This is a genomic window from Paraburkholderia sp. J12 (genome assembly GCF_905220215.1).
Taxonomy (GTDB): domain Bacteria; phylum Pseudomonadota; class Gammaproteobacteria; order Burkholderiales; family Burkholderiaceae; genus Paraburkholderia.
Genome location: NZ_CAJMZC010000007.1, coordinates 72,264 through 97,133, shown reverse-complemented (window position 1 = coordinate 97,133; position 24,870 = coordinate 72,264). Strand labels below are relative to the sequence as shown.

The following is a 24,870-nucleotide window of genomic DNA, read 5'->3' as shown; positions in this document are numbered from 1 at the left end:
AGGTATGCGAAAGATTTGGGAGTGCGAATTGCTCTATTGCGAACCGCGTCTCGTCTTGCCAGTGCGATGCACGAGGCCGCAAACGCACGAGACCGGTTTGCTGCTCCGCAACACCCCCAGCCCATGCGAAAAAAGCTGATGAAAAAAAGCGTGTGATGCCGCTGGAATAAACCCGATCCCCCTGTGTTAGCCCATCGACCCAACAACCTTTCGCAGTCGAAAGATCATGATTTTCAAGGGGCCGATGGGAATCCCGCCCGTGTCCGAGGCGGATATCCAGGCATACACTGATGGCTCGATTGCCGCTGAGCGCGCCGCGCAGGTGCGGCGCTATCTGGCCGCGCGCCCTGCGGAATGGCGGCGCGTGCTGTTCTACAGGCGGCTGAACGCGCAGATCCGGTACTCGTTTCCGCAGCCGGTGCATACTCCGGCGGACACGGCGGTGCCGCCCAGCCGTATCGGGCGCCTGTTGCGGCTGTGGCCCGTGTTGGCCGCGTTCGCGCTGGCGGCCTTGCTGGCCGCGGCGGCGGCAGGATGGCTCGCGCTGGCCGAGCCGAGCCAGCAGGTCCTGAACGACGCCGCTGTGATGGCGGTCATGGAGGCGGAGAACGCCGGAACCGGGGGCCAAAACGCAAGCATGGCCGAACCTTTCGACCTGAAAGCGGCGAGTCTGCGGCTCGTGAGCGCGAGCACGCTCGAACTGGGGCCGTTCGCGAGCGCGAGCCGCTACGTCTACGAAAACGCGGAGGGCAAGCGGCTGGTGCTGCTCGGCACGCGCGCCTGGCTGGCGAAGGACGAGCCGCAATGGAGCGCGCGGCGGGTCGGCAGGCTGCGCCTGATCGGCTGGACGGCGCACGGCACGCGCTGGGTGCTGGCGGGCAGTGCAGAAACGCGCGGCCTGATGCGCGCGGCGGATATCGCGACGATGCTGCCCGCCGGCGGCCGTCGCACGGCAGACAACGAGATCGAGCAAGTGCATAAGGATGGGACATGGGCATCCGCGACGAACTGATAGACCACGTGCCGCGTTTGAGACGCTACGCGCGGGCATTGATCCACAACCGGGAACTGGCCGACGACCTCGTGCAGGACACGCTGGAGCGTGCGCTCGTGCGCACCGAGCTGTTCCGCACCGGCACCGACCTGCGCGCCTGGCTCTTCACGATCATGCATAACCTGTTCGTGAACCAGGTACGCAAGTCGTCGGCGCGCGGCGCGCACGTTTCGGTGGACGACGAGACCGTGCCCGAGACCGACTACGCCGTTCCCGCGAGCCAGCTGGGCACGCTGGAAGTGCGCGATCTCGACTATGCGCTGCAGCGCCTGCCGGCCGAGCAGCGCGAGGTGGTGCTGCTCGTGGGCCTCGAAGAAATGAGTTACGCCGATGTGGCGCTGGCACTCGACATTCCCATCGGCACGGTCATGTCGCGTCTTTCTCGCGGACGTGAGCGGCTGCGTGCGCTCATGGCCGGGGCAGCCCCGCGTGCGAACCTGAAGGTGGTGCGATGAGCGAGCAAATGAATCCCGTCACGGAAGACGAAATCCACGCCTATGTGGACGGCACGCTGCCCGAAGCCCGCAGGGTGGACGTGGAGCGCGAACTGGAGCGCAACCCCGAACTCGCCGCGCGTGTGAGCGACTATTTTTCGCTCAACAACCTGCTGCACGACCGTTACGACCGCGTGCTGAGCGAGCCGTTGCCCGCGAGCCTGCGCGTGACGCCGGAGGTCGAGGCGGGTGTCGGGGCAGACGCCGAGGTCGTGCCTCGAAACAAGCGCGAAGCCGCCAACTGGCCGCGTTTTGCCGCGCGCTTCGGCGGCATGGCGGCGGCGCTCGTGCTGGGCGTGGGCATCGGCTGGGGCACGCACTTGGGCACGAATGTCATGGTGCCTGCCGGTTCGTCGAACGGTTCCGATATCCGTGCAGCGAGTGCGGATGGCAGCGAGCTGTTCGCGCGTCAGGCCGCGCTCGCGCATGTCGTCTATATGCCCGAAGTGGGCCGGCCGGACAACATGACGAGTGCGCAGGAGCAGGACTTCGTGCAATGGCTCGCGAACCGCCTGGGCACCAACGTGCATCCACCCATGCTGGAGAAGAGCGGTTTCGAACTTGCAGGTGGCCGCCTCCTGCCCGGCGACGACGGCGGTCAGGTCGCGCAGTTCATGTATCACAACGCGCAGGGCGAGCGCATCACGCTTTGCATTTCGCACCGCAAGGTCAGCTCGAACACCACGGCGTTCAAGCTGTACCAGGACGGGCCGGTGAGCGTGTTCTACTGGGTCGACGGCGATTTCGGCTATGCGCTATCCGGTGGGATCGACCACAAGGTGCTGCTGGAACTGGCGCACGATGTGTATTCGCAATTGACGGTGGAGAAGGCGGGCTGACGCTGCCGGCCTTCATCGCGCGGGCTGCCGGGCGGCGTTACGCCGGTCCGGCACGTCGCGGGCGTTTATTGCTTCGCTGGCGCGCTGTGCGAGGCGCCAGCGAAGGCGAGCGCTCCGTGAGCCGCGGCGCGGCTTCCATCGTGGCACGCTCCCCGGCATATTGCCCACGCCATTCAACTGGCGTGGTTCCCTTCGCAGCCTTGAACTGCCGGTTGAAATGCGCCACGCTGGCGAATCCCGACCGCGTGGCGATCACCGAAACCGGCAACGAGGTATCCGCAAGCAGCCTGCACGCGTGGCCGAGGCGGACGCGCGTGAGATAACGCCCGACGCTTTCGCCGATGTGCTGCGCAAACTGTCGCGCGAGCGTGCGTTCCGAGAGCCCCGCGGCCGAGCAGAGATCGGCGAGACGCAGCGGTTGCGCGAATTGCGCGTCGATCATCGCGAGGACGCGGTTCAGCCGTTCTGGTTCGTACCCCGAAGGACCGGATTCACGCGCGCCGAACGCACTGGGCGAAGCCAGCGGAGTGCCTGGCGCTTCGGCCAGCGCGCACAGGATCTCCAGCGTCGCGGCGAGCCGGGTGCGCGGCGCTTCGGCAAGCAGCGCATCGAGCCGCGCCCGCATCGCGGCGCCTGCCGCCGCATCGAACGCGAGCCCGCAGGCCGCGCGGCGCAGCAGCTTGCGTAGCGGCGCATACTCGGGGCAGCAATCGGCAAGGCGCCGCGCCCACTCGCCATCGAACCACACGACGATGGCCACCTGCGGCTCTTTCGCATCGATCGAGCGGTTCGAGGCCCACGTATGCGGCAGGTCGGGCGGCACGAGCACGAGGTCATCTGCTTCGTAGCGGGTCACCGTGTCGCCGATATAGCGCTTGCCATGGCTGTTCATGGTGAGCGTGAGTTCGTACTCCGGGTGGCGGTGCCACTCGAACGGAATGCGCGGCAGACGCCGGTGATAGACGCGCACGGAACATTGATCGCCGAATTCGACGTGTTCGTAGGCAGGTTTCATGGCCGAAAACGCAAAGTAATTGGCCGGATAGTATCACTGCCGGTGACGACCCGCTTCTATGCTCTGGCATACCCCAACACACAATCAAGGAGACGGGCATGGCAGCACTGCAAATCGACGACCTTCCTGCGGCGATCCGCCAGGCGAAGCGCGAATTGCGCGCGCAGTTGCCGAACTATCGCGAGGTCTTTGCCGAAGTGGAGGCGGCTATCCGGGCCGAGGCGGGCGAGATTGCGGCGAGGCGCAATCGTGGCGAGCCGGTCATTCCCGAAATCGACTTTGCCGATATTGCAGCGCAGCGCGTGAGCGCCGCCCAGATCGCGCACGTAAAGCAGCGTGGAGCCTGTGTGATCCGCAAGGTCTTCGATCCGGCGCTCGTCGCGCAATGGGATCAGGAGATTGCGCACTACGTCGAACGCAACGATCTCGATACCCGCCTCGAAAACCGCGCCGAGGACCGTTATTTCGGTCAACTGAAGTCCAGCCGGCCGCAGATCTACGGTATTTACTGGTCGCGCCCGCAGGTGCTCGCGCGCGAGTCTGTCGAGCTCACCGCCGCGCGTATCTTTCTCAACCGGCTCTGGCGCAGCGAAAGCGAGGGCCGCGTGCATTTCGATCCCGAACGCGTGCCGGTCTATGCGGACCGCCTGCGGCGCCGGCCGCCGGGTTCGGCATCGCTCGGACTTTCGGCGCACTGCGATGGCGGGTCTGTAGAACGCTGGATCGATGTGAATTTCCGCAAGGTGTACCGCCATGTCTTCGCAGGCGACTGGCGGCGCTACGATCCGTTCGATGCCGCCTATCGTCCCGATGTGGGCGAGATTCCCTCGCCCGCGGTGTGTTCGATGTTCCGCACGTTCCAGGGCTGGACGGCGCTCACGCCCCAGGGGCCCGGAGACGGCACCTTGCAGCTCGTGCCGATCGCGAACGCGATGGCCTATATCCTGCTGCGCGCGCTGCAGGACGACGTCGCCGAAGACGACCTGTGCGGCGCGATGCCGGGCCGCGCGCTCTCGATCGATCCCAGATGGCATGCGCCGCTCTTCGAGGCGCTTTCGTCGATCCCGAAGATGGAGGCCGGCGATACCGTGTTCTGGCATAGCGACGTGATTCACGCGGTGGAGGACGAGCATCGCGGCGCGGGCTACAGTAACGTGATGTACATCGCGGCGGCGCCGGGCTGCGCGAAGAACGATGCGTACCTCGCGCGCCAGTTGCCAGGCTTCGTCGAGGGAACGAGCCCGCCCGACTTTCCCGGGGATCATTTCGAAGTGGACTTCGTGGGGCGTGCGGGACCGAACGACCTTACCGCGCTCGGCCGTTCGCAACTCGGTTTCGAGGCGTAATCGGGGGCATGGTGGGCGAGTGTCAGGCAGGCATGCCACGGAGACGCCACGAAGGGGCGATTGCGGCGCTATATACTAGCCGCTGACTTTTTCGCCCCTGAATTCCTCCGACTTTTTCCCCGGACTGCCTCGAACGCCCATGCCCGCCACGCCGCCCGCAGCTCAAGCTCAGGCCGCCCTGCACCCCGTCGGCCCCGAGGCCCCCGGGGCGCAAGCGCTGCTCGACGCTCTAATGCGGCTGATCGAAAGCCACTTTGGCGTGCGTGTGGCGTGTGCGATACCGGGCGAGCCCGGCGACAACTGGGCCGGTGCCGCGCTCGACGCGCCGCTGCGCGAAGCGCTCGACGCCCTGCGCGAAGCGGGCGGCGAGCCGGGAACGGGGCAGCCGCTCGTGTTGGCGGATACGGGGGCCGATCCGGCCTGGCACGCGGGTTTGCGCGCCACCCATGAACTGCCGTTTCGTTTCGTGGCGGCATGGCCACTGCAGGGCCCGGGCGGCGAGCTTATCGGCAGCCTGTGTCTGATCGACCCCGCTCCCCGCGAACTGACCGAAGCCGAACGCGCGAGCCTCGGAGATTTCGCGCGCGTGGCCGCGGTGCTGGCCGGCCAGCAGGCCGACGACGCCGTGCGGCGCGAGGAAGTCGAAGCGCTGCGCGCCCGCGAGCGCCTGTTCTCGCTCGCCATCGCGGGCAGCGGCACGGGCATCTGGGACCGCGATGTCGTCACGGGCGAGATCCGCTATTCCACGGGCTGGAAGGCCATGCTGGGCTATGCCGACGAGGAAGTGACGAGCCGCATCGAGGACAGCTACCAGCGCCTGCATCCCGACGATCTGGCCTATGTGCAGGCCACCATGCAGGCCCATTTCGAGGGCCGTACCGAGAGCTACGAAGTGGAGCACCGCATCCGCTGCAAGGACGGGCGCTACAAGTGGATCTGCAGTCGCGGCAAGGTGGTGAGCCGCGACGACGCCGGCCGCGCGCTGCGCATGATCGGCACGACCACCGACATTACTTCGATGCGCGAAATGTCCGAGCGCCTGCGCGAGTCGGTCAACCTCATCACCAATCTCACCAACGAAGTGCCGGGCCTCGTGTTTCAGCGCCGCAGCCTGCCGGACGGCCGCGTTTCGTTTCCGTACGCAAGCGCGGGCATTGCCGAAATCTACGAACTCGCGCCGGAAGCGGTGGCGCACGACGCCGCGTGCATCGACGCGTTGATCCATCCCGACGATCGCGAAGCGTATCGTGCTTCGTTTGAGGAGTCGGCGGCGTGTCTTTCGCCGTGGCACCTCGAGTATCGCGTGCAACTGCCAGCCCAGGGGCTGCGCTGGCGGCAGGGCGATGCGAAGCCGCAGCGGCTCGCGGGCGGCGTGACGGTGTGGCACGGTTTCATCACCGACGTTACGGAGCGCAAGCGCATCGAAGCGGAATTGCAGGAGTTCGCAACGACCGATGGACTCACGCGCCTCGCGAACCGGCGCCACTTCATGGCGCGCCTCGACGCACATCTCGCGCGCCTGCATCGTGCGGGCAATGGCGCGGCCGCCGTGCTGATGTGCGATCTCGACCATTTCAAGTCGATCAACGACCGCTGGGGTTATGCCGTGGGCGATCGTGCGTTGCGCCATTTCGCCGATATCCTGCGCGCGGATCTGCTTGGGACCGACGTGGCGGGGCGCATTGGCGGCGAGGAGTTCGCCATCCTGCTGGGGGCTTCGGGCCTCGCGGGCGCGCGAGTCATTGCGCAGCGCATTCAGGCGCGCATCGCGCAGCAGCCGCTGGTTTCGGCGAGCGAGACCGTCACGCTCACGGTCAGCATCGGCATTACCGAGATGTGCGCCGACGACTTGAATGCCGAAGCGGCGCTCTCGCGCAGCGACCTCGCGCTCTACCGCGCGAAGACGAACGGCCGCAATCGCATCGAATGCGCCTGAGGGCGCTTTCTTGCATAGAGCAATTTCTGTTCGAAATCCTGAACAAATGTCACGGTTTAATGACCATCTTCCATGTTCCACTGCGCCCGCAACGAAGGCGCTTGACGCATGACTCAGGTGGCGTAATGCAAGGTGCATATTTCATCGAGCGACCTTCGAGCAAGTTGAAGTAATTTCTACCTTTTATTTCTTATCCGGTAATCTATACTTGCGATGGCGCGCTGGTCGTGCTGTCAGTCATCGAATCGTCGTATCCAGTAAGGACAGACCTATCCTTGTTTTTTCAGTTCTCTCCGCTCTACTAATAAGCAATACTAACTGAGAGAAAAAATGCACCAAGGCAATGAAATCGACATACCAATCTGTCGACATTACAAGCGGACAGTCCTCGCCACTTCTCTCGTCCTTTGCTCGTGTGCACATGCTCCAGAAGTGGACTATGCACTCTATGACTTGAATCAAACCGGCTCGATGCCGGGTTCGCCGTTGCTCATCTCAGGATCGCCACCCGGAGACGGTGCAATTATCTACTCGCCCACGGGTTCTTACGTTTTGATCACGGATACGGCCGCAACGGCATCGGCTGCAGCATCGGCCGCGGCGGCAAGCGATACGAAAGGAGCGGGTAGCAATACGAATACGGTTGCCGTCTTGTCTCGCACAGTCAATGCAAGCCTGGGATCGCAAGGAGCCAGTGCAAGAAAGGACATCACAAGTGCCCAAGACCTGGCAAACGAGGTGTTTAGCGTGACACCCGGTGGATCAACGCAGTATCAAATCGCGCTCACACCCAATGAGACTTTCTATTTTAAACCGAACATCTCGGCTACCTTTGCCTCGGCGACTTCGCGGTTGACGCAAATCGGCGCGGACAGTCAGGACAACAGTGCGTCCATGATTACCACGTCGATCGGAGCGGTTGCCAGCATAGCGGCTATTGCTGGCGTGGTCGCGGCGGACCAGCCGCCCAGGCAGCTGCAAAAGGTTACGTTGCCGTATGTCCTCGATCTTACGCCCGCAGATGTCGAAAATTGCGTTTTCAAGGCTGCAGCCGGCACCGCCCCGGGGACTGCCGTGGCGACCATCGACGAGAGCGAGTGGTGTCCCTTTGACCTGAAGCATTCCAGGTGGAAATACCGTCTTGAGATTGTCTCGGGAAGAATGGGAAAGCCGATGTTCAGCGAGACCGACGCTAGCGCGTTCTTTGCCGACTCGAAAGCACCGACAGGAAGCAGACTGTTTCCGTTTTCTCCTTGCCTGCAGGTCTTCCTGCATCTTCGCGATCTTGACGACTCGACTCAGGGAAGAGATGTCGTGGTTGCCCCTGCAATAACGATTGCCGATCCGAGCCGGATCGAGACGTACCTCATACCGGCCAAGGGAACGATTGCAATCGACAACGTCTGCGGCGCAAACATTACGCCACAAAGCTATACGCCTACAACGAATCTGGATGACCTGAAGGCCCTGGCAGACGGGATTGCTCAACTTAAATCGAGCCAGGGGGCAACCTCCACCGGCAAGGCCACCACTAAGGCCACCGGCAAGTAGCCAACGTGGGAGCGCAAAATGGCACCTGGGAGGACACAATGATCGGAGTCTTTCGTAAGTTAGTGGACGCCTTGATATGTTTGACCCTGGCCATCCCCTTGTTGTCGATATCGTCGGCGTTAGGGGCGGCGCAGATTGATGCGGCTCTCAAAGCGCGGGGCAATCCCCCCTCTCTCATGTTTCTCCAGAACCTCAGGCTGTCACCGAAGCTGGACGAGGCGATCGCGCAAGATATCCGTACGCTTGATCCGCAGGTGGCCAGGCAACGCATTACGGACCGGTTAAGACTCGAACTCGTTGGCATAGGGGTGCTGAAGTACCCGGCCGTACCCACAAGCGGTCCGGATACCAGTGCGAGCGATGTCGTGCATTCCGGTCAAGCGACGCCCAATGATGAGGATGCGCAACGAACTCTACGTTCACTTCGGGCGTCGGCACGACAAAAGAATGCCCCTCAAATAGCCGATGCGTTGAATTCGGCGTTTCCGAACAAGCAGGTCCTGGCATCGGCCTATTCGGTTTTCAACAAGCGTAAGGAACAGACCTATCCCGGTGTTGCCATAGATCCGCAGCCGGAGGCGCCGCCACAAAACCCAGAGGCGCCTGTCGCGACTGGCGGTACTCAGAAACCGGTTATTGGGGCGGTCCCGACGCAAACGATCCCGGGCACGCCGAGCCAGTCTCTGCTGAATTGCCAGACACCTTTCGATCAACTTGCCGGCGCCAATTGCGTCAAGAACGGGCAGCGGTGCGAGACGTTCTTACGCTCGCAATTCGGTGAGGTCGTTGAAATTACGACTCCGATCGGAGGCACATGTTCAGGGACATTGATTAACAAGGATTGGGTCTTGTCCGCAGCCCACTGTTTCATCCCCAGCGAATCGGCGAAGTCGTTTTCAAGTAAGTCTGCCGATCGACGGGATGGTGCCGGCAACGCGATTCTCCAGTTCGGCGACCTTCAACATGCCGCCGTCTATGCAAGGTATGCTGACCCGAACGCAGAGGATACCTATAAACGCGTCGACCGGGTTGTCGTCAATCCAGGTTGGGACCCCGGTAAGGTGATTCAGGATGGAAACGTCATAACGGTAGCTGGGCAAACGGTTCGCGCTGATTGGGTCTACCCCAACGACCTTGCCCTCATCAAGCTTCAAGATGCCGACGCCGTAACAACCGTTGTGCCGGCGACGCTACCGACCGAAGACTACGTTGGCGTGATTACGACTGCCGGGTATGGAGTTACGACCGTGGGAGACGGGCATTCGGGCGATCTTTGGGTCACGTGGCCTTCACCACCGGTGCACAGTGCCAATACAGAACTCGAGCTGGACGAGGTCGGCACGACCAACATCAGCACATTTTGTGTCGGTGATTCCGGAGGGCCTGCTTTTGAGGGCCGTAATCGAGGATGTCCACCTGCCGATGGTGAACCGCGTCCTCGTACGCTGATCGGTGTGACGAGCCACTATTACGGCCAGCAGGGCACTTCGGACGATAGCGCGATTCAGGACGCAGGCTTCTGTATGAGCGCGCCGGTAAGTCGATTCATGAATATGGCAACACCGGTGTATCGGCAATGGGTCTGTGCCGTCACTGCGAATGCTGCGTCAGGGTGTTCTTAGATCTGGCTTTAGCGTAGCGCTTCGAAGATATCGTTGCTCTATCAACTTGACGGCACAGCTTGCGCCGCGGCCTGGGGTGCCTCATTGCGCAGGCTTGAGCGCCGCCCAGACGCCCGGCGTGATGCCATACGCGCGCTTGAACGCACGATTCAGGTGGCTCTGGTCGTAGAAGCCCGCGCTCGCGGCCGCATCCGCCGGGCTCTGGCCTGCTGCCAGCAGGCGCTTTGCTGCAATGAGACGCAACTGGTTCGCGTAGGCGTGCGGCGGCAGGCCGTATTCCTTAGAGAACGCGCGGATCAGGTGGTAGCGGCTCAGATTGACGAGTGCGGCCAGTTCGTCCACCGCAATGTCGCGGTCGTGATGGGCGGCGATATAGTCGCGCACCTGTGCCATTTTCTGCGTCTCGCGTCCCGCGGCGGCAGCCGCTTCGTCCACCTCGGGCTTCGGTTGTCCGTAGCGGCCGAACAGCATGCCCATCGCGGCCCACCAGTTCGCCTGGCGCTCCATCAGTGGCATCGGGCCGTTCTCGTCGAGGCTTGCGTGAGCCTTCAGCAGCAGCCGGCACAGCACTTCGTCGTGGTATTGACCGGGCGGCACGGCGAGCAGACGTTCGCTGCGGCTCTCCTCGCTGAACACCGAAGATAGCGCGGCAAGACCCGCATGGTCGAGATAGATCGCACGGTAGTGCCACGCCTTGTCTTCCCAGACGTGGCCCGAGTGATATTCGCCCGGTCCGAACACCCGCACCGTGCCCGGACCGGAGACGTCCGCGCCTGCGCGCGTGCGGCACTCGCCGGCGCCAAATTCGGTCATCACGATCACGAGTTCGTCGTGCACGTGCCGGTCGAATTCGTGTGCGCCGTAGCGGGCCGTGGCGAGCGCGGCCCCCGCAAGCGCCGCGTCGCGCCGGTACAGGACCGCATTTCCGGTTGAAGGGGTGTCTTCCATCGCGCTCGAAATCTCTTCAGACGTGGTCTGGCGTGCCGGGCATCGTTGTTGGCATTGCCGTTGTCATCGTCGTTGTCATGTTAACTCGATCCGCACGCGGCGGTTGCTGCGGCCCTTGTTTTCGACCTTGGTGATGCGCACTGGCCGCGATTGCGCCGTATTCGAGAGATGGGTGCCGCCGCACGCCTGGCGGTCCAGGTCGCCGATCTCGACGATACGCACCGTGCCGTCCGGCGTGGGCGGCGGCGCTACCGAGCGGCTGCGGATCAGCCCGGGTGTGGCTTCGGCTTCGCGCAGGGGCAGGTGATAGGTGCGTACCTCGAGCCCGCGGCGGATCACGTCGTTCAGCGGGGCTTCGAGCGCGCGCAGGGCGTCGTTCGGGGCTTCGGGAAGATCGAAGTCCATGCGGGCGATGCCATCGGCGTTGATCTGCGCGCCGGTCACGAGCGCGCCGTCGAATGCCTGATAAACGAGGGCGTTGAGTATGTGCGTGGTGGTGTGGAGTTGCGCGAGGGTTGCGCGGCGTGCCGCGTCGATGCTCACCTGCACGTCGCCCGCGAGTTCGAGCGGGGCATCCAGCAGATGCCAGCAGCGCCAGCCCTCCACCGAAATGCCGACGATGCGCGCCACGCCATGGGCGTGCGTGAGGGTGGCCGTGTCGCAGACCTGTCCGCCGCCGCCCGGATGCAGCGCGGAGCGCGAAAGCAGCACGGCGCCGGGCCGGGCATCGACCACGCTCGCCTCGAAGTCGAGCAGGTCGGGGTGGTCGTGGCAGAGATAGTGGGGCATGGCGGCAACCTCGTATAAGCCGTGGCTAAGTTCGAGGAGGAACTTCGGGTTGCCGCCACTCTAACGGGGAGCGAATCGCCCCGTCTTGGTCAAAATTGCGCAGGGCGCACGCCGCGTGCCATCAATGCGGCGACGACCAGCCCTTGTAACTGCCTACGTTGTCGCGCGTGATGAGCTGCGGCGCCATCTCGATCAGCGCGTTCGCGGGCTTCTTGCCGTTCATGATGCCGTAGCCCACGTCCACCGCCGTTTGTGCCATTTTCCACGGATCCTGGCTGGCCGAAGCCTGCACGAGCGTATCGGTCTTGAGCGCGGCTTCGATGTCGGGCGCGCCGTCCACCGAGGTGATCACGATGTTGCCGCGGTGCAGCTGCTTCGCGGCGAGGTCGCTGCCGATCGCCTGCGGGTCGTTGATCGTGAAGACCGCGTCGAGCTTCGGAAAGCGCGTGAGATAACCGAGCATGGCGTTCATGCCGCCGTCGCGCGAGCCCTTGCCGTCCTGGTCGTCGGAGAGCACCTTGATGCCCGGCGCCTTCGTGAGCACCGACTTGCAGCCGTTCACGCGGTCGATCACGGCCGAGACCTGCGGGCCGTTTTCGATGATCACATTGCCCCTGCCGTTCAGCTTCTTCACGATGTAGTCGCAGGAAAGCTCGCCGGCCTTCACGTTGTCGGTCTGGACCGTTGCGTCCGCACCGGCAGCGCTCACGTCCACGGCCACTACCACGATGCCCGCGGCGCGCGCCTTCTGCACGGCGGGCAGGATGGCCTTCGGATCCACGGCGTTCAGGAGGATCATGTCCACGTGCGCGGAAATGAAGTTGTCGATCTGCGTGAACTGCTTGTTCAGGTCGTAGTCGGCGGAAACGGCCGTCACTTTGGCATTCGGGCTGATCTGCTTTGCCTTGGCTTCGGCGCCGTTGACGATCGTGACAAAGTAAGGATTGCCAAGCGATCCGACGGTCACGCCGATCGACTTGAGCTGCTTGTCCGCGGCATGCGCGCCTTGCAGGGCGAAGCCGAGGGTGAGGGCGGCAGCGGCGAAGACCGCTTTCTTCTTGAACATGGGTTGCCTCCAGAAAGGTCCTGTTGTTTGGCTCGGGCGCGAGAGGACCGCTCGTGCCCGATGGTGCTGTATGCGGGGGAGCGGGTTTTACGTGCGAGCCGAGCCGCGCTGGCGGTAGCGGTCGAGCGCCACGGCGCCCACGATCACGAGGCCCTTGATGATGTATTGCCAGATGTCCGAAACGCCCAGCAGCACGAGACCGTTGGAAAGCACGGCGATGATGAGCGCACCGATGAGCGTGCCGACGATCGAGCCCACGCCGCCCACGAAGCTCGTGCCGCCCAGGATCACGGCCGCGATGGCGTCGAGTTCGTACGACTGGCCGAGCTGCAGTCCGTTCGCCGCATAGAGGCGCGCGGCGGACATCACCGCGCCGAGCCCTGCGAGCAGGCCGGAAATGGCATAGACGAAGAGTTCGATGCCCCACACCTTGATGCCCGAGAGGCGCGCGGCTTCCGGATTGCCGCCCACCGAATAGATATGCAGGCCGAGCACGGTGCGGCGCAGGACGAACCACGAAACGGCCACTACGGCGAGCGCGATGATCACGAGCCAGGGAATGCCGAACACGGTGCCGTTGCCGATGAAGGCGAACGACAGTTGCGGATTGAAGATGGTGGTGTCGTGGCCCATGAGGCGCGCGATGCCGCGCACGGCGGTGAGCGAGCCGAGCGTGACGATGAAAGGCGGCAGGCGCAGGAACGAGATAAGCGCGCCGTTGACGATGCCGAAACCGAGGCCGACCGCGAGCGCTGCGGGCACGCCGAGCCATCCCCAGCCGGGAATGTTCGAAGCCAGCATCGCGGCCACGGCGCCAGCGGAGAGGATCGACCCCACCGAGAGGTCGATGCCGCCCGTGAGGATCACGAAGGTCATGCCGGCGGCCAGCACGATATTGATGGAGGCCTGCTGCGTGACGATCGAGAGGTTTTCGAGCGTGAAGAATCCGTCGGTCAGAAAGCCGAAGCCCACGCACAGCAGCACGAGAACCGGGAGCATGCCGGCCGTGCGCATGAGCGACTTCATGCGCGCGCGGTGGCCATCCCGTGCGCCGGCGCTGGCTTGTGCCTGCGCGGCAGCGACGCTATGGCGGGGAAGAATATTTCTCATGTCGTACTCCTGATGTAACGTCTCTCGTGTTCGGATGGGATCAGGCCGCTTCGTTCAGCGCGGACTGCGAGCCGGTGGCCAGTTCGATGATGGCTTCCTGCGTGATGGGCTTGCCGGTATAGCCGCCTGCCTCGCCCGCGAACACGCCTTCGCGCATCACGAGCACCCGGTCGGCCACGCCAATGATCTCGGGCAGCTCGCTCGAAATCACGATGATGCCCACGCCGGTCTTCGCGAGCTCGTTGATGATGCGGTAGATCTCCGACTTCGCGCCGATGTCCACGCCGCGCGTGGGTTCGTCGAGAATCAGCACGCGCGGTTTCGTTTCGAGCAGGCGCGAAAGCAGCACTTTCTGCTGGTTGCCGCCCGAAAGCGCGCCCACGTTCACGCGGGCGCTCGGCACCCGGATGGAGAGCGAGCGGATCGCTTCCTTCGCGCGCTCCGCGCCGCGTGCGCGGTCGAGCACGCCGAAGCGCGCGTCGCGCCCGCACACGGCGACGTTGATGTTGTCGCGCACGCTCATGTCGAGAAAGAGGCCCTGGTGCTTGCGGTCTTCGGTCAGATAGACGAGGCCGGCGTTGATCGCGTCGCGGGGCGTGTGCACGTGCAGCGTGCGGCCGTCGATGGCGATCTCGCCGCTCGTGCGCGGCTCCGCGCCGAAGATCAGGCGCGCGAGTTCGGTGCGCCCCGCGCCCACGAGGCCTGCAATGCCGAGCACTTCGCCCGCGTGCAGGTCGAGGCTGCAACCGCGCACGCGGCGGCCGTCGGCCACGTCGCGCACGGTGAGCACCACCTTGCCCGGATCGTAGGGGGCGTGCGCTTTCTTGTAGAACCCCGAAATGTCGCGGCCCACCATCATGCTCACGAGGCTGTCCGCATTGAGCGCCTCGCGCTCCAGCGTGCCGACGTAAGTACCGTCGCGCAGCACGGAAACGCGGTCCGAAAGCTCGTAGATCTCGGCCATGCGATGGCTGATATAGATGATCGCGAGGCCTTCTTCGCGCAGCTGGAGAATGAGCTTGAAAAGACGTTCGGTTTCGCGCGAGGAGAGCGGGGTGGTGGGCTCGTCCATCACGAGGATGCGGGCCTGCGCATGCACCGCGCGGGCGATTTCCACCAGCTGCCGTTCGGCGATCGAGAGCGAGCCCACGAGCGTAGTGGGACCGAAGCTCGCACCGAGGCGCGTGAGCACGTCCTGGCAGTCGCGCTCCATGGCCTTGCGGTCCACCATGCCGAAGCGGCGGCCGCCCTTGCGCAGCTCGCGGCCCGCGTAGATGTTTTCGGCCACGCTCAGGTTGGGCGCGAGGCTCAGCTCCTGATAGATGACCGCAACGCCCAGTTCGCGCGCGGCGAGCGGGCCGTCGATCTGCACGGCCTTGCCTTCGATGAGGATTTCGCCGCCCGCATCGGCCTCGTAGGCGCCCGAGAGAATCTTCATGAGCGTGGATTTGCCCGCGCCGTTCTCGCCCATCAGCGAATGCACTTCGCCGGCGCGCACCGAGAGGCTCACGTTGTCCAGCGCGCGCACGCCGGGAAAGGTCTTGCTGATGCCGCGCATTTCGAGCAGCGGGCCCGGAAGTTCAGTGTGCGGCATGACTAGCCTCCTGCGTTTGCGCGCCGGCGCCCATGAGGATGCCCGCACGCGGCGAAAAATTGAAGAACATGGGGAGCGTGGCAGCACCTAGCGCGCCTGCATCGGGGCCGAACGTGCCGCGGACCAGTTCGGGTGTGATGCTGGCTTCCGGCGCCGTGGCGGCCACCGCCACGCGCAGGCGCTTCATGAGCGTGTCGATGAGGCCGGCGTCCACGTCCGCATCCAGCACCACGGCGCGCAGGTCCAGCACGCACAGCGAGGCGCGCAGCGCGGGGGCGAGCGCATCGACGCAATCGTCGAGCCATTCCTCCACGGCGGGATGGCCGCGGGCGATGCAGGCCTCGAGATCGGCGCGGCTATCCACGGTCTCGCCGTAGTAGCGCAGATGCCGCCGCAGCGAAATCAGCGAGGCGCGCGAAAGCAGGATGTCCCATTTGCCCGGCGGCTGGGCCGCCGAAGGCAGGCGGCCGGGCGGCACCGGCATGACGGCGAAGTCGCCCGCATTGCCGGTGAGGCCGCGCACGCAGTCGCCGTCGATGGCGATGCCGCCGCCGATGGCCGGGCCGAGGAACAGGTAGATGAAGTCATCGCGCTGGCGTCCGCAGCCGTAGAAGAGCTCGGCGATGGCGGCCGCGTTGCCGTCGTTTTCGCTGAAGACGGGCAGTGCGAGCGCGCGGCCCAGCTCGCCCGCGAAATCGACGTCGTTCCACACGCGGAAGGGATCGGCGGGCAGGCCCAGCTCGCGCAGCCAGCTGCCGAGGTTGTAGGGCTGCGCCACGCCGATGCCGGCGATGCGGCTGCGCTCGCCGGCATCGAGCCGCGACAACAGATCGCGGATGTCGCGCTGCACGATTTCCTGGGCTGTGGGCGGCAGCGGCAGCAGCAGGTCGTGCGAGCGCCGCGCGATCATCTGGCCTGCGAAATTGACGAGCACGGTTTCGATGCTGGTGCGGTCGAGCCGCACGCCGATGGCGAACGCGCCGCGCGGGTCGAGGCGCAGCAGCGAGGCTGGCTGGCCGCGCTGACCGTCGAGGCGACGGCCCGTGACTTCGATGAGGCCGTTGTCGATCAGCGAGGTGATGATGCTGCCCACCGCCGTGCTCGTGAGGTTCGCAAGCCGCGCGAGATCCGCCTTCGAAGCCTCGCCGGCGCGGCGCAGCGCCTGCAGCACGAGGCGCTCGTTGAACCGGCGGACGTTGGCGGAATTGCTGCCCTGTCCGACATGCGGACTTCTCACGTGTCTCCTCCGATGAGGACGACGGCGCTGCGGCCGTCATTAATTAAATCATGTTGATTTATTTAATGACGGAAACGCAAATGTGTCAGCCTGGGGAAATCCCGCGGGAGGCGCGCGCAGGTGGAATGTCCGATATGAATGATCGGCGGAAGCAGGCGGGGCGTGGCATCGCGAGGGGCGATGCCGGGGCGGAGAGGGCGAGGGCGGCAACGGCTGCCGCGTCTCGCCAAAAATAGACAGGATTCCTGTGGATTATTCGAGGCAGCGGATGTGCCCGACGCGGACTATTGCGCCACGCGAATCACGATCTTGCCGAAGTGCTTGCCACCCTGAAGCCACGCATAGGCTTCAGGCGCTTCGTTGAAGTCGAACACGCGGTCCACCACCGGCCGGATCTGTCGGGCGGCAACAAGCCGGGTCACGTCTTCCAGCATCGCGCGGCTGCCCACCATGATGCCCTGCAGCCGCCGTATGCCGCCGATCACCGGCAGGAGCGGAAGCTCGGGCCCGGCGAACCCGCTCACGCCGCCGATGATCGAAACCGTGCCGCCCAGCTTCGCGGCGGCGATCGAGCGGGGCAGCGTATCGCGGCCGCCCACTTCCACCACGATATCGGCCCCCGCGCCGCCTGTGAGGCGCAAGACTTCGTTCTGCCATTCCGGCGTGGCGGTGTAGTTGATCGTTTCGTCGGCGCCCAGTTGACGGGCGCGTGCGAGCTTTTCGTCGCTGGACGAGGTGATAAGTGTGCGCAAGCCGGCTGCGTGCGCAAGCTGGAGCGCCGAGATGGATACGCCACCCGTGCCGAGCAGCACGACAGTCGAGCCTGGTTGGGCGCCGCCGTCGGCGAAGAGCGCGTTCCAGGCGGTGATGCCCGCGCACGAGATCGTCGCGGCTTCTTCGTAGGAGAGGTGTGCCGGAATCGCGACGAACGCCTCTTCGTTTTCGACGAAGCGTTCGGCCAGCACGCCGTCCACTTGCGCACCCGGCGAGACGTCGACCTTGCGCGGAACCGGGGTGCCGTCGACCCAGTTCGGGAAGTAGGTATTGATGACACGGTCGCCCGGTTTGAAGCGGGTCACGGCGTGGCCCACCTCTACCACTTCGCCCGCGCCGTCGGCGACGGGTACGAGCGGCGTCTCGCCTAGCCCCAGGTAGTCGCCGCGCGCGAACATCAGGTCGCGATAGTTGAGCCCCGCCGCGTGAATCCTCACGACGACGTCGTGCGGCCCCGGCTGGCGGGGCGCGATATCGGCGCGGGCGAGTCCGCCGATGCCCGCGCCCGCCTTCAGTTTCCATGCATTCATGGCTGCTCCCGTTCGGTTGGAGCAACTATGATAATGTTGCTCGCAGGGACACATTGGCGAGATTGAAGCTACTTACTGTCGCCTGTGGGGATCCAAACTGAGGGGATCCATCCAAAAAGAGGCAACGTAATGACCGACCGGTTGAGAGGTGTCGAGGAGTTCGTCGATGTGGTGGAGGCCGGCAGCTTCGCGGCCGCCGGGGAGCGCCTGGGAGTGACGCGCTCGGCCGTGGCGAAGGTGGTCGCGCGGCTGGAGCAGCGCCTGGGCGTGCGGCTCCTGCAACGCACCACGCGCAGCCTGAGCCTCACGGACGAAGGCCACGCCTATTACGAGCAGTGCCGCCGCGTGCTATCCGATCTCGGCGCCGCCGAGGCCGCACTCGATCACGGCCGCCGCGAGCCGGCCGGGCGGCTGCGCATCACGGCACCCGTGCTGTTCGGGCGGCAGTGCGTGGCGCCCGTGGTGCGCGCGCTGGTGGATGCATATCCGCGGCTCGATATCGAACTGTCGTTCAGCGACCGCGTTACCGATCTGGTGGAAGACGGCTTCGATCTCGCCGTGCGCATCGGCACGCTGCCCGACCACGCTACTCTCGTCGCGCGGCGGCTGGGCGTGCAGGGCATGGGGATCTGCGCGTCGCCCGAGTATCTCGCGCGGTACGGCAAGCCTGTCGATTTCGCCGATCTGGCCGCGCACACCGGCATTGCCTATGGCCGAGCGGGGCAAAGCGCGCCGTGGCGCGTGCTCGGCCCGGACGGCGAGACCCAGGAATGGCGCCCCGCTGCGCGGCTGCATTTCGACGATCTGCAGGCCATTGCCGATGCGGCCGCGGCCGGCGCGGGACTCGCGTGGCTGCCGTGCTGGCTGATGGGCCCGTATCTGCGCGACGGGCGGCTTGCGCTCGTGCTGGACAGCCGCAGCGTGCTCGGTGCCGAGGTGCACGTGGTGCGGCAGAAAGCGCGCCATACGCCGCCCAAGGTGCGGGTGGCCGTGGATGCGTTCGTCGCCCGAATTCCGCCCATGCTCGCGAAGATCTGATGAATGGGCCGCCCGGGCAGGGCCACCCGGGTAGGGCCACCCGGGCAGGTTGCCCGGCTAAGGGCTTGTGGCTTCCGGCGAGGGCGTGCCGACATCGCAAGCCTCCGGAAAACGACACGCTTCGCGCTATCATTCGAAGGTCAACGAGACGTTCCACCGAAACAAGTAGAGACAAGCAGACACCAGCCGCCAATGGCCAAACAGAACACGACCGGCGCCGCCCGCCGCAGCAGCGGCAGCGGGCCGCACAGGAGCGAGACGCCCAACGGCAACGACGATGAGAGCGTCGTGCCGGAATCCGCAGCCTTGTCCGAGGGCGCGCAGGAAGGCGCCGACGAAGAAGGCGCGGGCGCGTCCACCTATCTCGTGCCCGGCCTCGAGCGAGGCTTGCGCATCCTCACGGAATTCTCGGCGCGCGAGCCGGTGCTGGGCGCGCCCGAACTGTCGCGACGCATCGGCATTCCGCGCACGACCACCTTTCGCCTGCTGCAGACGCTCGAAGCGCTCGGCTTTCTCGAACGCGTGAATGGCGACAAGCAGTTTCGCCTCGGGGTGGCCGTGCTGCGTCTCGGCTTCGAGTATCTGAGCTCGCTCGAACTCACGGATTTCGGTCAGCCCGTGCTGGAACGCCTGCGCGATTCGACGGGCCTGAGCACGCATCTGCTGATCCGCGATGGCCGCGATATCGTGTTCGTCGCCAAGGCGCAGACGCGCGATCCCATGTTCAGCTCGGTGAAGGTGCACGTGGGCACGCGTTTGCCCGCGCATGCCACGGTGCATGGCCAGGTGCTGATGGGCGACCTCACGCTGGCCGAACTGCGCGCGCTTTATCCGGAGAAGCAGCTCGAACGCTTCACGGACCGCACGCCCGCTACGGTGGCCGACCTCTACGCGCGCGTGCGCGAGAGTGCCGAGCAGGGCTACGCGCTCTCGGAGGCTTCGTTCGAAACGGGGATTTCGGTGGTGAGCGCGCCGGTGCGCGACCAGACGGGCAGGATCGTGGCGGCCATCACGGCGACGGTGCCGCGCTCCGATATTGGCGGCGACGCCGAGCGTGCGCCGCTGATCGCGGCGGTGTGCGGTGCGGCCATCGACCTGTCCACGCGCCTGAACTACCGGCCCCGCGCCAACGATCCCACGGCCGCCCGCGCGGCGCGCAGCCGTTCGCTGCCTGCCGGTTTCTTCTGAATTCCGGGTAGTACGATCCGGGCGAGGCTTTTGCGCGGAGGGCGACCCTCCGCGCGACTCCCTCATCCCGGCATTAGAACGAGTGATGGATACCCGTGACCACGCTCGTCTGGTTGCGTCCGCTCGAAACGCCCGCGGTGAAGAACGCTGCCTGCGCTTCCGAATTCGCGTGCTCGTACAGCACGTCCACGTACACCTGCGTCGCTTTCGAAAGCGAGTACATGTCGCCGATCACGAACTGGGTCCAGCGGCGGCCCGAGAGCGTTGAGGTGGACGCACCGCTCACAATCGCGTTGGCAACGGTGACCTGGTAGTTCGCGCCGGCATCGTAGCTCTGGAAGGTGTCCGAATAACCGGCCGACTGCAGCTTCGTGCGCGTGTAGAGGCCGTGCAGCAGCACCTTGCCGAAATCGTACGAGGCGCCGATGCCCATGTTTTCCACCTTGTCGGCCGTATAGGTCGCGGCGGGCTGGCCCTGGAACGTGGCGAGGCCGATGGTCGAGATCGATACCGAGCGGTCGTGCTCGTTCGACCACGTCGCGCCGGCCTTGAACGCGCCGGTCGAATAGGTGAGCGCGTAGCTCATCGTGCGGCCGGTCGAGAAGTTCGTGGTATTGCCGAAGCCGAACATGGCGCCCGCCGTGAAGCCATACCAGTTCGCCGAGCGGAATTTCACGGAGTTGTTGAACGGCACGATACCCGTGTCCGCAAGCTCGTCGATGTTGCCGGGGTGGAAGGCGTACCAGTTTCCGGAAACGTAGGCAGTACTGAACGGATCGAGGATGTCGAATGAGAACGGCGTTTGATGGCCGAGCGTCAACGAGCCGATCTGGTCGGAACTGAGGCCCACGAAGGCCTGGCGGTTGAAGAGCGTGCCCGACGATGCCATCGCGCCCGTGTTCGTATAGAAGCCGTTTTCAAGCTGGAAGATCGCCTTCAGGCCGCCGCCCAGATCTTCGGCGCCGCGCAGGCCCCAGCGGTCCGGCTGCGTGTTGCCCTGTTCCTCCATCCACTTGCTGCTGCCCCCGACGTTGCTGATATAGGCGACACCGGCATCGAGGCTGCCGTACAGGGTGACGCTGCTTTGTGCCCATGCGCTCGAAACGGCGCAGATTCCGGTCAGTCCCGCGACAATGACGTGCTTCAACTTTGGACTCCTCAACATATGACGAATGGCCGAAGACTGGTATCGGCCTGCTCAATCTCTCGAAACCCTCTGGCGTACTCACCGCTTCTTTTTTGGTCGGCTACACTGCGAGTCGTTTGTTCCATATATGGACAGACGTAACGCCTATGGAAAGTATAGAGTCTCTCCCGAGTCGCCAAAATACTTTTTTGGGAGGGTGATTACCCTGTGTCGCAGCCGCAACTACGCGCTCTATTGGTCTGTGGAAAGCCTGCCGTAATGCGCGTTATGGCAATCATTACAAGACTGTAGAGAAGGTTGTTCGTGCACCTTTCTTGCGCCTTTCCAATGATTGATCGGTGTTTTCCCCAGGCGTGCGCGAATTTTATTTTCACAGCTTGGGACGGCTCCTATAATGACCATACATAAACTAATGTTCCTTGTATGGAACATAAGTCCCCTGGAAAGGTGAGAAATGGCTGAAGAATGGCGCTGTGCCGGTCATGCCGGCGATCTGTCCGATGACGCACCGCTCGAGTACAAGCTCGACGGCACCGAAATCGGCATCTACAAGGTGGGCAACGAGATCTATGCGCTCGAAAACGTCTGCCCCCATGCGTACGCGTTGCTGACGCAGGGCTTCATCGACGGCGACACCGTCGAATGCCCGCTGCACGAAGCCGTGTTCCATATCCCGACCGGCAAGTGCCTCAAGGAACCCGGCGGCCGCGATCTGAAGCGATACGCGGTCCGCCTCGCCGGTGAAGAAATCCAGATCAAGGTGGAATGACATGCGTGAAATCCCCGTGAATTTCAATCCGTGGCTCAAGCCGTGGCTCGCACCGCAACCGAACAACGTCGCGGGCAAGGGCGTGATCGAGCAGCCGGGCGAGGCGCAGAACCTCGTGTGGCAAACGCGCAAGGCCGAGCCCACGCAATATGAAAACGACTTTGGCGACGCGCTCGAAAAGGTGTTCGAAGCCGGCGCCGTCGAACTCGACGAGGTGGTGGCAGGGCTGAATCGCGTGGGCTTTCGCACACCCGAAGGCGCGCCGTGGACCGCGGAGCGACTGAGCGCCGAATTCCGCCTGCTCGCCGAATAAGCGGGCGCCTTGACAACCGCCTCACCGTCTCATCGAATCAGTACCCGGAGTCCCCAGATGACGTCCCCCACCATCGAAGCGGCCGGCGCCGCCGATCCGATCCGCGACTATCTCGACCGCGGCCTGCGTAATTACTGGTATCCCGTTGTGCCGAGCTGGCAAGTGGGCAGCGCGCCCATCGGCATCACGCGTCTTGGCGACCAGATCGTGCTGTGGCGCGACCAGGACGGCAACGTCCACGCGCTGGAAGACCGCTGCCCGCACCGTGGCGCGCGTCTCTCGCTCGGCTGGAATCTCGGCGACCGCGTGGCGTGCTGGTATCACGGCATCGAAGTCGACGGCGGCGGCACCGTGAAGAGCGTGCCGGCCGTGGCGTCGTGCCCTCTGGAAGGCCAGAAGTGCGTGAAGTCCTATCCGGCACAAGAGCATGCGGGCGCGGTGTTTCTGTGGTTCGGCGACGATGCGCACAAGGAACCCGCCCCGCTCGTGCTGCCGGAAGAACTGGTCGATGCGGAGTATTCGCAGTTCCTCTGCGTTTCGAACTGGACCTGCAATTACCAGTACGCGATCGACAACGTGATGGACCCCATGCACGGCGCCTATCTGCATGCCACCTCGCACTCGATGGCCGAAGGCGACAAACAGGCCGACATGCGCGTGCGCAAGACCGACACCGGTCTCATGTTCGAGAAGGTGGGCCAGCGCGACGTGAACTTCGACTGGGTGGAGCTGGGCGAGACGGGTTGCCTCTGGATGCGCCTCGCGATTCCGTACAAGAAGAAGTTCGGCCCGGGCGGCAACTTCGGCATCATCGGCTTCGCCGTCCCCGTCGATGAAAAGAACTGCCAGGTTTATTTCTGGCGCACGCGCAAGGTGCAGGGCTGGCAACGCGACGCGTGGCGCTTCCTGTATCGCAATCGTCTGGAAGGGCTGCACTGGGCGGTGCTGGAGCAGGATCGTTACGTACTCGAAAGCCTCGCGCCCAATGCACGCGATCACGAATTCCTCTATCAGCACGACGTGGGCATGACGCGCGTGCGCCGCATGCTGCGCCAACGCGCGCAGCAGGACTTCGCCGACCTCGACGCCTGGCGTTCGCAGCAGGGCGCACAGGCGGCGCAAGCCGCGGCGGGTCACAGCCATGCATAACGCCGCGACGCAGGCGAGCCTCGCGGGCCGGCGCGTTGTCGTGACGGGCGGCGCGCGCGGTCTGGGCGCGGCGTTCGTCACGGCGCTGGCCGCCGCGGGCGCACGCGTGACCTTCGGCGACGTGCTGCACGAAGCCGGTGCGGCGCTCGCGGACTCGCTGGCCGCGCAGGGGCACGACGTGGGTTATGTGCCGCTCGATCTGGCGCAGCCGCAGAGCATCCACGCATTCGTCGAAAACGCAGCGCAGCGCATGGGCGGCATCGACGGCCTCATCAACAACGCGGCGATCACGAACTCGGGCGGCAAGCTCGCGCACGAACTGAGCGTTCAAACCTGGGACGCCGTGATGAACGTCAACGTGCGCGGCACGTGGCTCGTGTGCACGGCGGCGCAGCGCTGGCTCGCGGACTCGGGCCACGGGGCGATCGTGAACATCGCCTCGGACACGGCGCTGTGGGGCGCGCCCAGGCTGCTTGCCTATGTGGCCAGCAAGGGCGCCGTGATCGCCATGACGCATTCGCTCGCGCGCGAGTTCGGCGCCTGCGGCATCACCGTGAACGCCATCGCGCCGGGTCTCACGGAAGTGGAAGCGACGGCCTACGTGCCGGCCGATCGCCACGCGTACTACCTCGAAGGCCGCGCGCTGCGCCGCCCGCAGGTGCCCGACGACGTGACGGGCCCGGTGTTGTTTCTGCTCTCCGAAGCCGCGCGCTTCGTGACGGGCCAGCTGCTGCCGGTGAACGGCGGCTTCGTGATGCATTGATCTTGTCGAACCGACAGTATTGAACCTAAAGGAGAAAGCGATGGCCGATGCCGATCTCGAGCGCAAATCGTGGGAGTGTCCCGACGACGCCAGCTTCGAACAGTGGATGGACAGCCGCGTGGCGCGCTACGCGACGCGTCGTTACGACTGGGACGCACTGAAGTTCCAGGCCGACTACGACCCGAAGTACCGCCGCGCGCAGATGCGCTATGTGGGCACGGGCGGCACGGGCGTGGCAAAGGACGTGAACACGGTGCCCGCGGGCGGCTTCACGTTCTCGACCATGGTGATTCCGGCCGGCAACATCGGCCCGAGCCACATTCATATCGACGTGGAAGAAATCTTCTTCGTGCTGCGCGGCAAGATGAAGGTGATCTGCGAGAAGGACGGCGAGACCTGGGAAGCCGTGCTCGGCGAGCGCGATCTCATTTCGGTGCCGCCCGGCGTGTACCGCACGGAAATCAACATCGGCGAGGAAGATGCGCTGATGTGCGTGATGCTCGGGTCGTCCAAACCGATTACGCCGACCTATCCGCCGGATTCGCCGCTCGCGAAGATCAAGCGCGATATGCAGAAGTAAGGATTCCAGATTGACTGT

General features: G+C 64.7%; 23 protein-coding genes. 14 read left to right on the top strand and 9 right to left on the bottom strand.

The window, feature by feature from the left end; genetic code table 11:
- The first annotated feature begins 244 nt into the window (after positions 1-244).
- The 3 genes from U5760_RS16975 to U5760_RS16965 are packed head-to-tail and all read left to right on the top strand — an operon-like array spanning position 245 to position 2,387.
- Complete coding sequence (locus tag U5760_RS16975; RefSeq protein WP_322013378.1) at positions 245-1,012, top strand: transcriptional regulator; 768 nt, start codon at positions 245-247, stop codon at positions 1,010-1,012.
- Positions 991-1,509, top strand: a complete 519-nt coding sequence (locus tag U5760_RS16970; protein WP_322013377.1) for a sigma-70 family RNA polymerase sigma factor — start codon at positions 991-993, stop codon at positions 1,507-1,509. The genes U5760_RS16975 and U5760_RS16970 overlap by 22 nt, the downstream gene beginning before the upstream one ends.
- Positions 1,506-2,387, top strand: coding sequence for an anti-sigma factor (locus U5760_RS16965; RefSeq protein WP_322013376.1), 882 nt, complete (start codon positions 1,506-1,508; stop codon positions 2,385-2,387). The genes U5760_RS16970 and U5760_RS16965 overlap by 4 nt, the downstream gene beginning before the upstream one ends.
- 37 nt (positions 2,388-2,424) lie before the next feature.
- Here the strand turns inward: U5760_RS16965 and U5760_RS16960 are convergent, their stop codons facing one another.
- Positions 2,425-3,402 carry an AraC family transcriptional regulator gene (locus U5760_RS16960; RefSeq protein WP_322013375.1) on the bottom strand — a complete coding sequence of 326 codons (978 nt, stop codon included), beginning with the start codon at positions 3,400-3,402 and terminating at the stop codon, positions 2,425-2,427.
- A gap of 98 nt (positions 3,403-3,500) precedes the next feature.
- On the opposite strand from U5760_RS16960, the gene U5760_RS16955 reads away from it, so the two are divergent.
- The 4 genes from U5760_RS16955 to U5760_RS16940 all read left to right on the top strand — a co-directional run bounded on the left by U5760_RS16955 (position 3,501) and on the right by U5760_RS16940 (position 9,857).
- Positions 3,501-4,748: a DUF1479 domain-containing protein gene (locus tag U5760_RS16955; protein WP_322013374.1), complete on the top strand. Its 1,248-nt coding sequence runs from the start codon at positions 3,501-3,503 to the stop codon at positions 4,746-4,748.
- Between the two features lie 139 nt (positions 4,749-4,887).
- Positions 4,888-6,684, top strand: coding sequence for a diguanylate cyclase (locus tag U5760_RS16950; RefSeq protein WP_322013372.1), 1,797 nt, complete (start codon positions 4,888-4,890; stop codon positions 6,682-6,684).
- Between the two features lie 432 nt (positions 6,685-7,116).
- Entirely contained in the window at positions 7,117-8,235 is a 1,119-nt protein-coding gene (locus U5760_RS16945; protein ID WP_322013370.1) for a hypothetical protein, read from the top strand.
- 38 nt (positions 8,236-8,273) lie between these two features.
- A complete protein-coding gene (locus U5760_RS16940; RefSeq protein ID WP_322013368.1) occupies positions 8,274-9,857 on the top strand; it encodes a trypsin-like serine protease in 1,584 nt (527 codons plus the stop codon).
- Positions 9,858-9,938: 81 nt separating this feature from the next.
- Here the strand turns inward: U5760_RS16940 and U5760_RS16935 are convergent, their stop codons facing one another.
- The 7 genes from U5760_RS16935 to U5760_RS16905 form a co-directional block, all read right to left on the bottom strand.
- Positions 9,939-10,805 (bottom strand): AraC family transcriptional regulator, encoded by an 867-nt coding sequence (locus U5760_RS16935; protein WP_322013367.1) that lies wholly within the window; start codon positions 10,803-10,805, stop codon positions 9,939-9,941.
- A 75-nt stretch (positions 10,806-10,880) separates the two neighbouring features.
- Positions 10,881-11,594: an alanyl-tRNA editing protein gene (locus U5760_RS16930; protein WP_322013366.1), complete on the bottom strand. Its 714-nt coding sequence runs from the start codon at positions 11,592-11,594 to the stop codon at positions 10,881-10,883.
- A 121-nt stretch (positions 11,595-11,715) separates the two neighbouring features.
- On the bottom strand, positions 11,716-12,660 hold the full coding sequence (locus tag U5760_RS16925; RefSeq protein WP_322013364.1) for an ABC transporter substrate-binding protein: 945 nt from the start codon (positions 12,658-12,660) through the stop codon (positions 11,716-11,718).
- Between the two features lie 87 nt (positions 12,661-12,747).
- Entirely contained in the window at positions 12,748-13,770 is a 1,023-nt protein-coding gene (locus U5760_RS16920) for an ABC transporter permease subunit (protein ID WP_415914120.1), read from the bottom strand.
- A gap of 40 nt (positions 13,771-13,810) precedes the next feature.
- Positions 13,811-15,364, bottom strand: coding sequence for a sugar ABC transporter ATP-binding protein (locus U5760_RS16915; protein ID WP_322013362.1), 1,554 nt, complete (start codon positions 15,362-15,364; stop codon positions 13,811-13,813).
- Positions 15,351-16,601, bottom strand: a complete 1,251-nt coding sequence (locus U5760_RS16910) for an ROK family transcriptional regulator (RefSeq protein WP_322013359.1) — start codon at positions 16,599-16,601, stop codon at positions 15,351-15,353. The genes U5760_RS16915 and U5760_RS16910 overlap by 14 nt, the downstream gene beginning before the upstream one ends.
- A gap of 284 nt (positions 16,602-16,885) precedes the next feature.
- Positions 16,886-17,905: an NAD(P)-dependent alcohol dehydrogenase gene (locus tag U5760_RS16905; RefSeq protein ID WP_322013358.1), complete on the bottom strand. Its 1,020-nt coding sequence runs from the start codon at positions 17,903-17,905 to the stop codon at positions 16,886-16,888.
- A gap of 129 nt (positions 17,906-18,034) precedes the next feature.
- On the opposite strand from U5760_RS16905, the gene U5760_RS16900 reads away from it, so the two are divergent.
- Positions 18,035-18,943 (top strand): LysR family transcriptional regulator, encoded by a 909-nt coding sequence (locus tag U5760_RS16900; RefSeq protein WP_322013357.1) that lies wholly within the window; start codon positions 18,035-18,037, stop codon positions 18,941-18,943.
- 192 nt (positions 18,944-19,135) lie between these two features.
- Positions 19,136-20,131 (top strand): IclR family transcriptional regulator, encoded by a 996-nt coding sequence (locus tag U5760_RS16895; RefSeq protein WP_322013356.1) that lies wholly within the window; start codon positions 19,136-19,138, stop codon positions 20,129-20,131.
- A 73-nt stretch (positions 20,132-20,204) separates the two neighbouring features.
- On the opposite strand, the gene U5760_RS16890 is transcribed toward U5760_RS16895, so the two are convergent.
- Positions 20,205-21,296, bottom strand: a complete 1,092-nt coding sequence (locus U5760_RS16890) for a porin (RefSeq protein WP_322013355.1) — start codon at positions 21,294-21,296, stop codon at positions 20,205-20,207.
- Positions 21,297-21,732: 436 nt separating this feature from the next.
- Here U5760_RS16890 and U5760_RS16885 point away from each other — a divergent pair, with 436 nt between their 5' ends.
- The 5 genes from U5760_RS16885 to U5760_RS16865 are packed head-to-tail and all read left to right on the top strand — an operon-like array spanning position 21,733 to position 24,852.
- Positions 21,733-22,047: a non-heme iron oxygenase ferredoxin subunit gene (locus U5760_RS16885; protein WP_322013354.1), complete on the top strand. Its 315-nt coding sequence runs from the start codon at positions 21,733-21,735 to the stop codon at positions 22,045-22,047.
- 1 nt (position 22,048) lies between these two features.
- Complete coding sequence (locus U5760_RS16880; protein WP_322013353.1) at positions 22,049-22,360, top strand: recombinase-like helix-turn-helix domain-containing protein; 312 nt, start codon at positions 22,049-22,051, stop codon at positions 22,358-22,360.
- A gap of 57 nt (positions 22,361-22,417) precedes the next feature.
- Positions 22,418-23,509, top strand: a complete 1,092-nt coding sequence (locus U5760_RS16875; protein ID WP_322013352.1) for an aromatic ring-hydroxylating dioxygenase subunit alpha — start codon at positions 22,418-22,420, stop codon at positions 23,507-23,509.
- A complete protein-coding gene (locus U5760_RS16870) occupies positions 23,502-24,272 on the top strand; it encodes an SDR family oxidoreductase (protein WP_322013351.1) in 771 nt (256 codons plus the stop codon). Before U5760_RS16875 ends, U5760_RS16870 begins: the two co-directional genes overlap by 8 nt.
- Before the next feature lie 40 nt (positions 24,273-24,312).
- Positions 24,313-24,852, top strand: a complete 540-nt coding sequence (locus U5760_RS16865) for a cupin domain-containing protein (RefSeq protein WP_322013348.1) — start codon at positions 24,313-24,315, stop codon at positions 24,850-24,852.
- Positions 24,853-24,870: the final 18 nt, after the last annotated feature.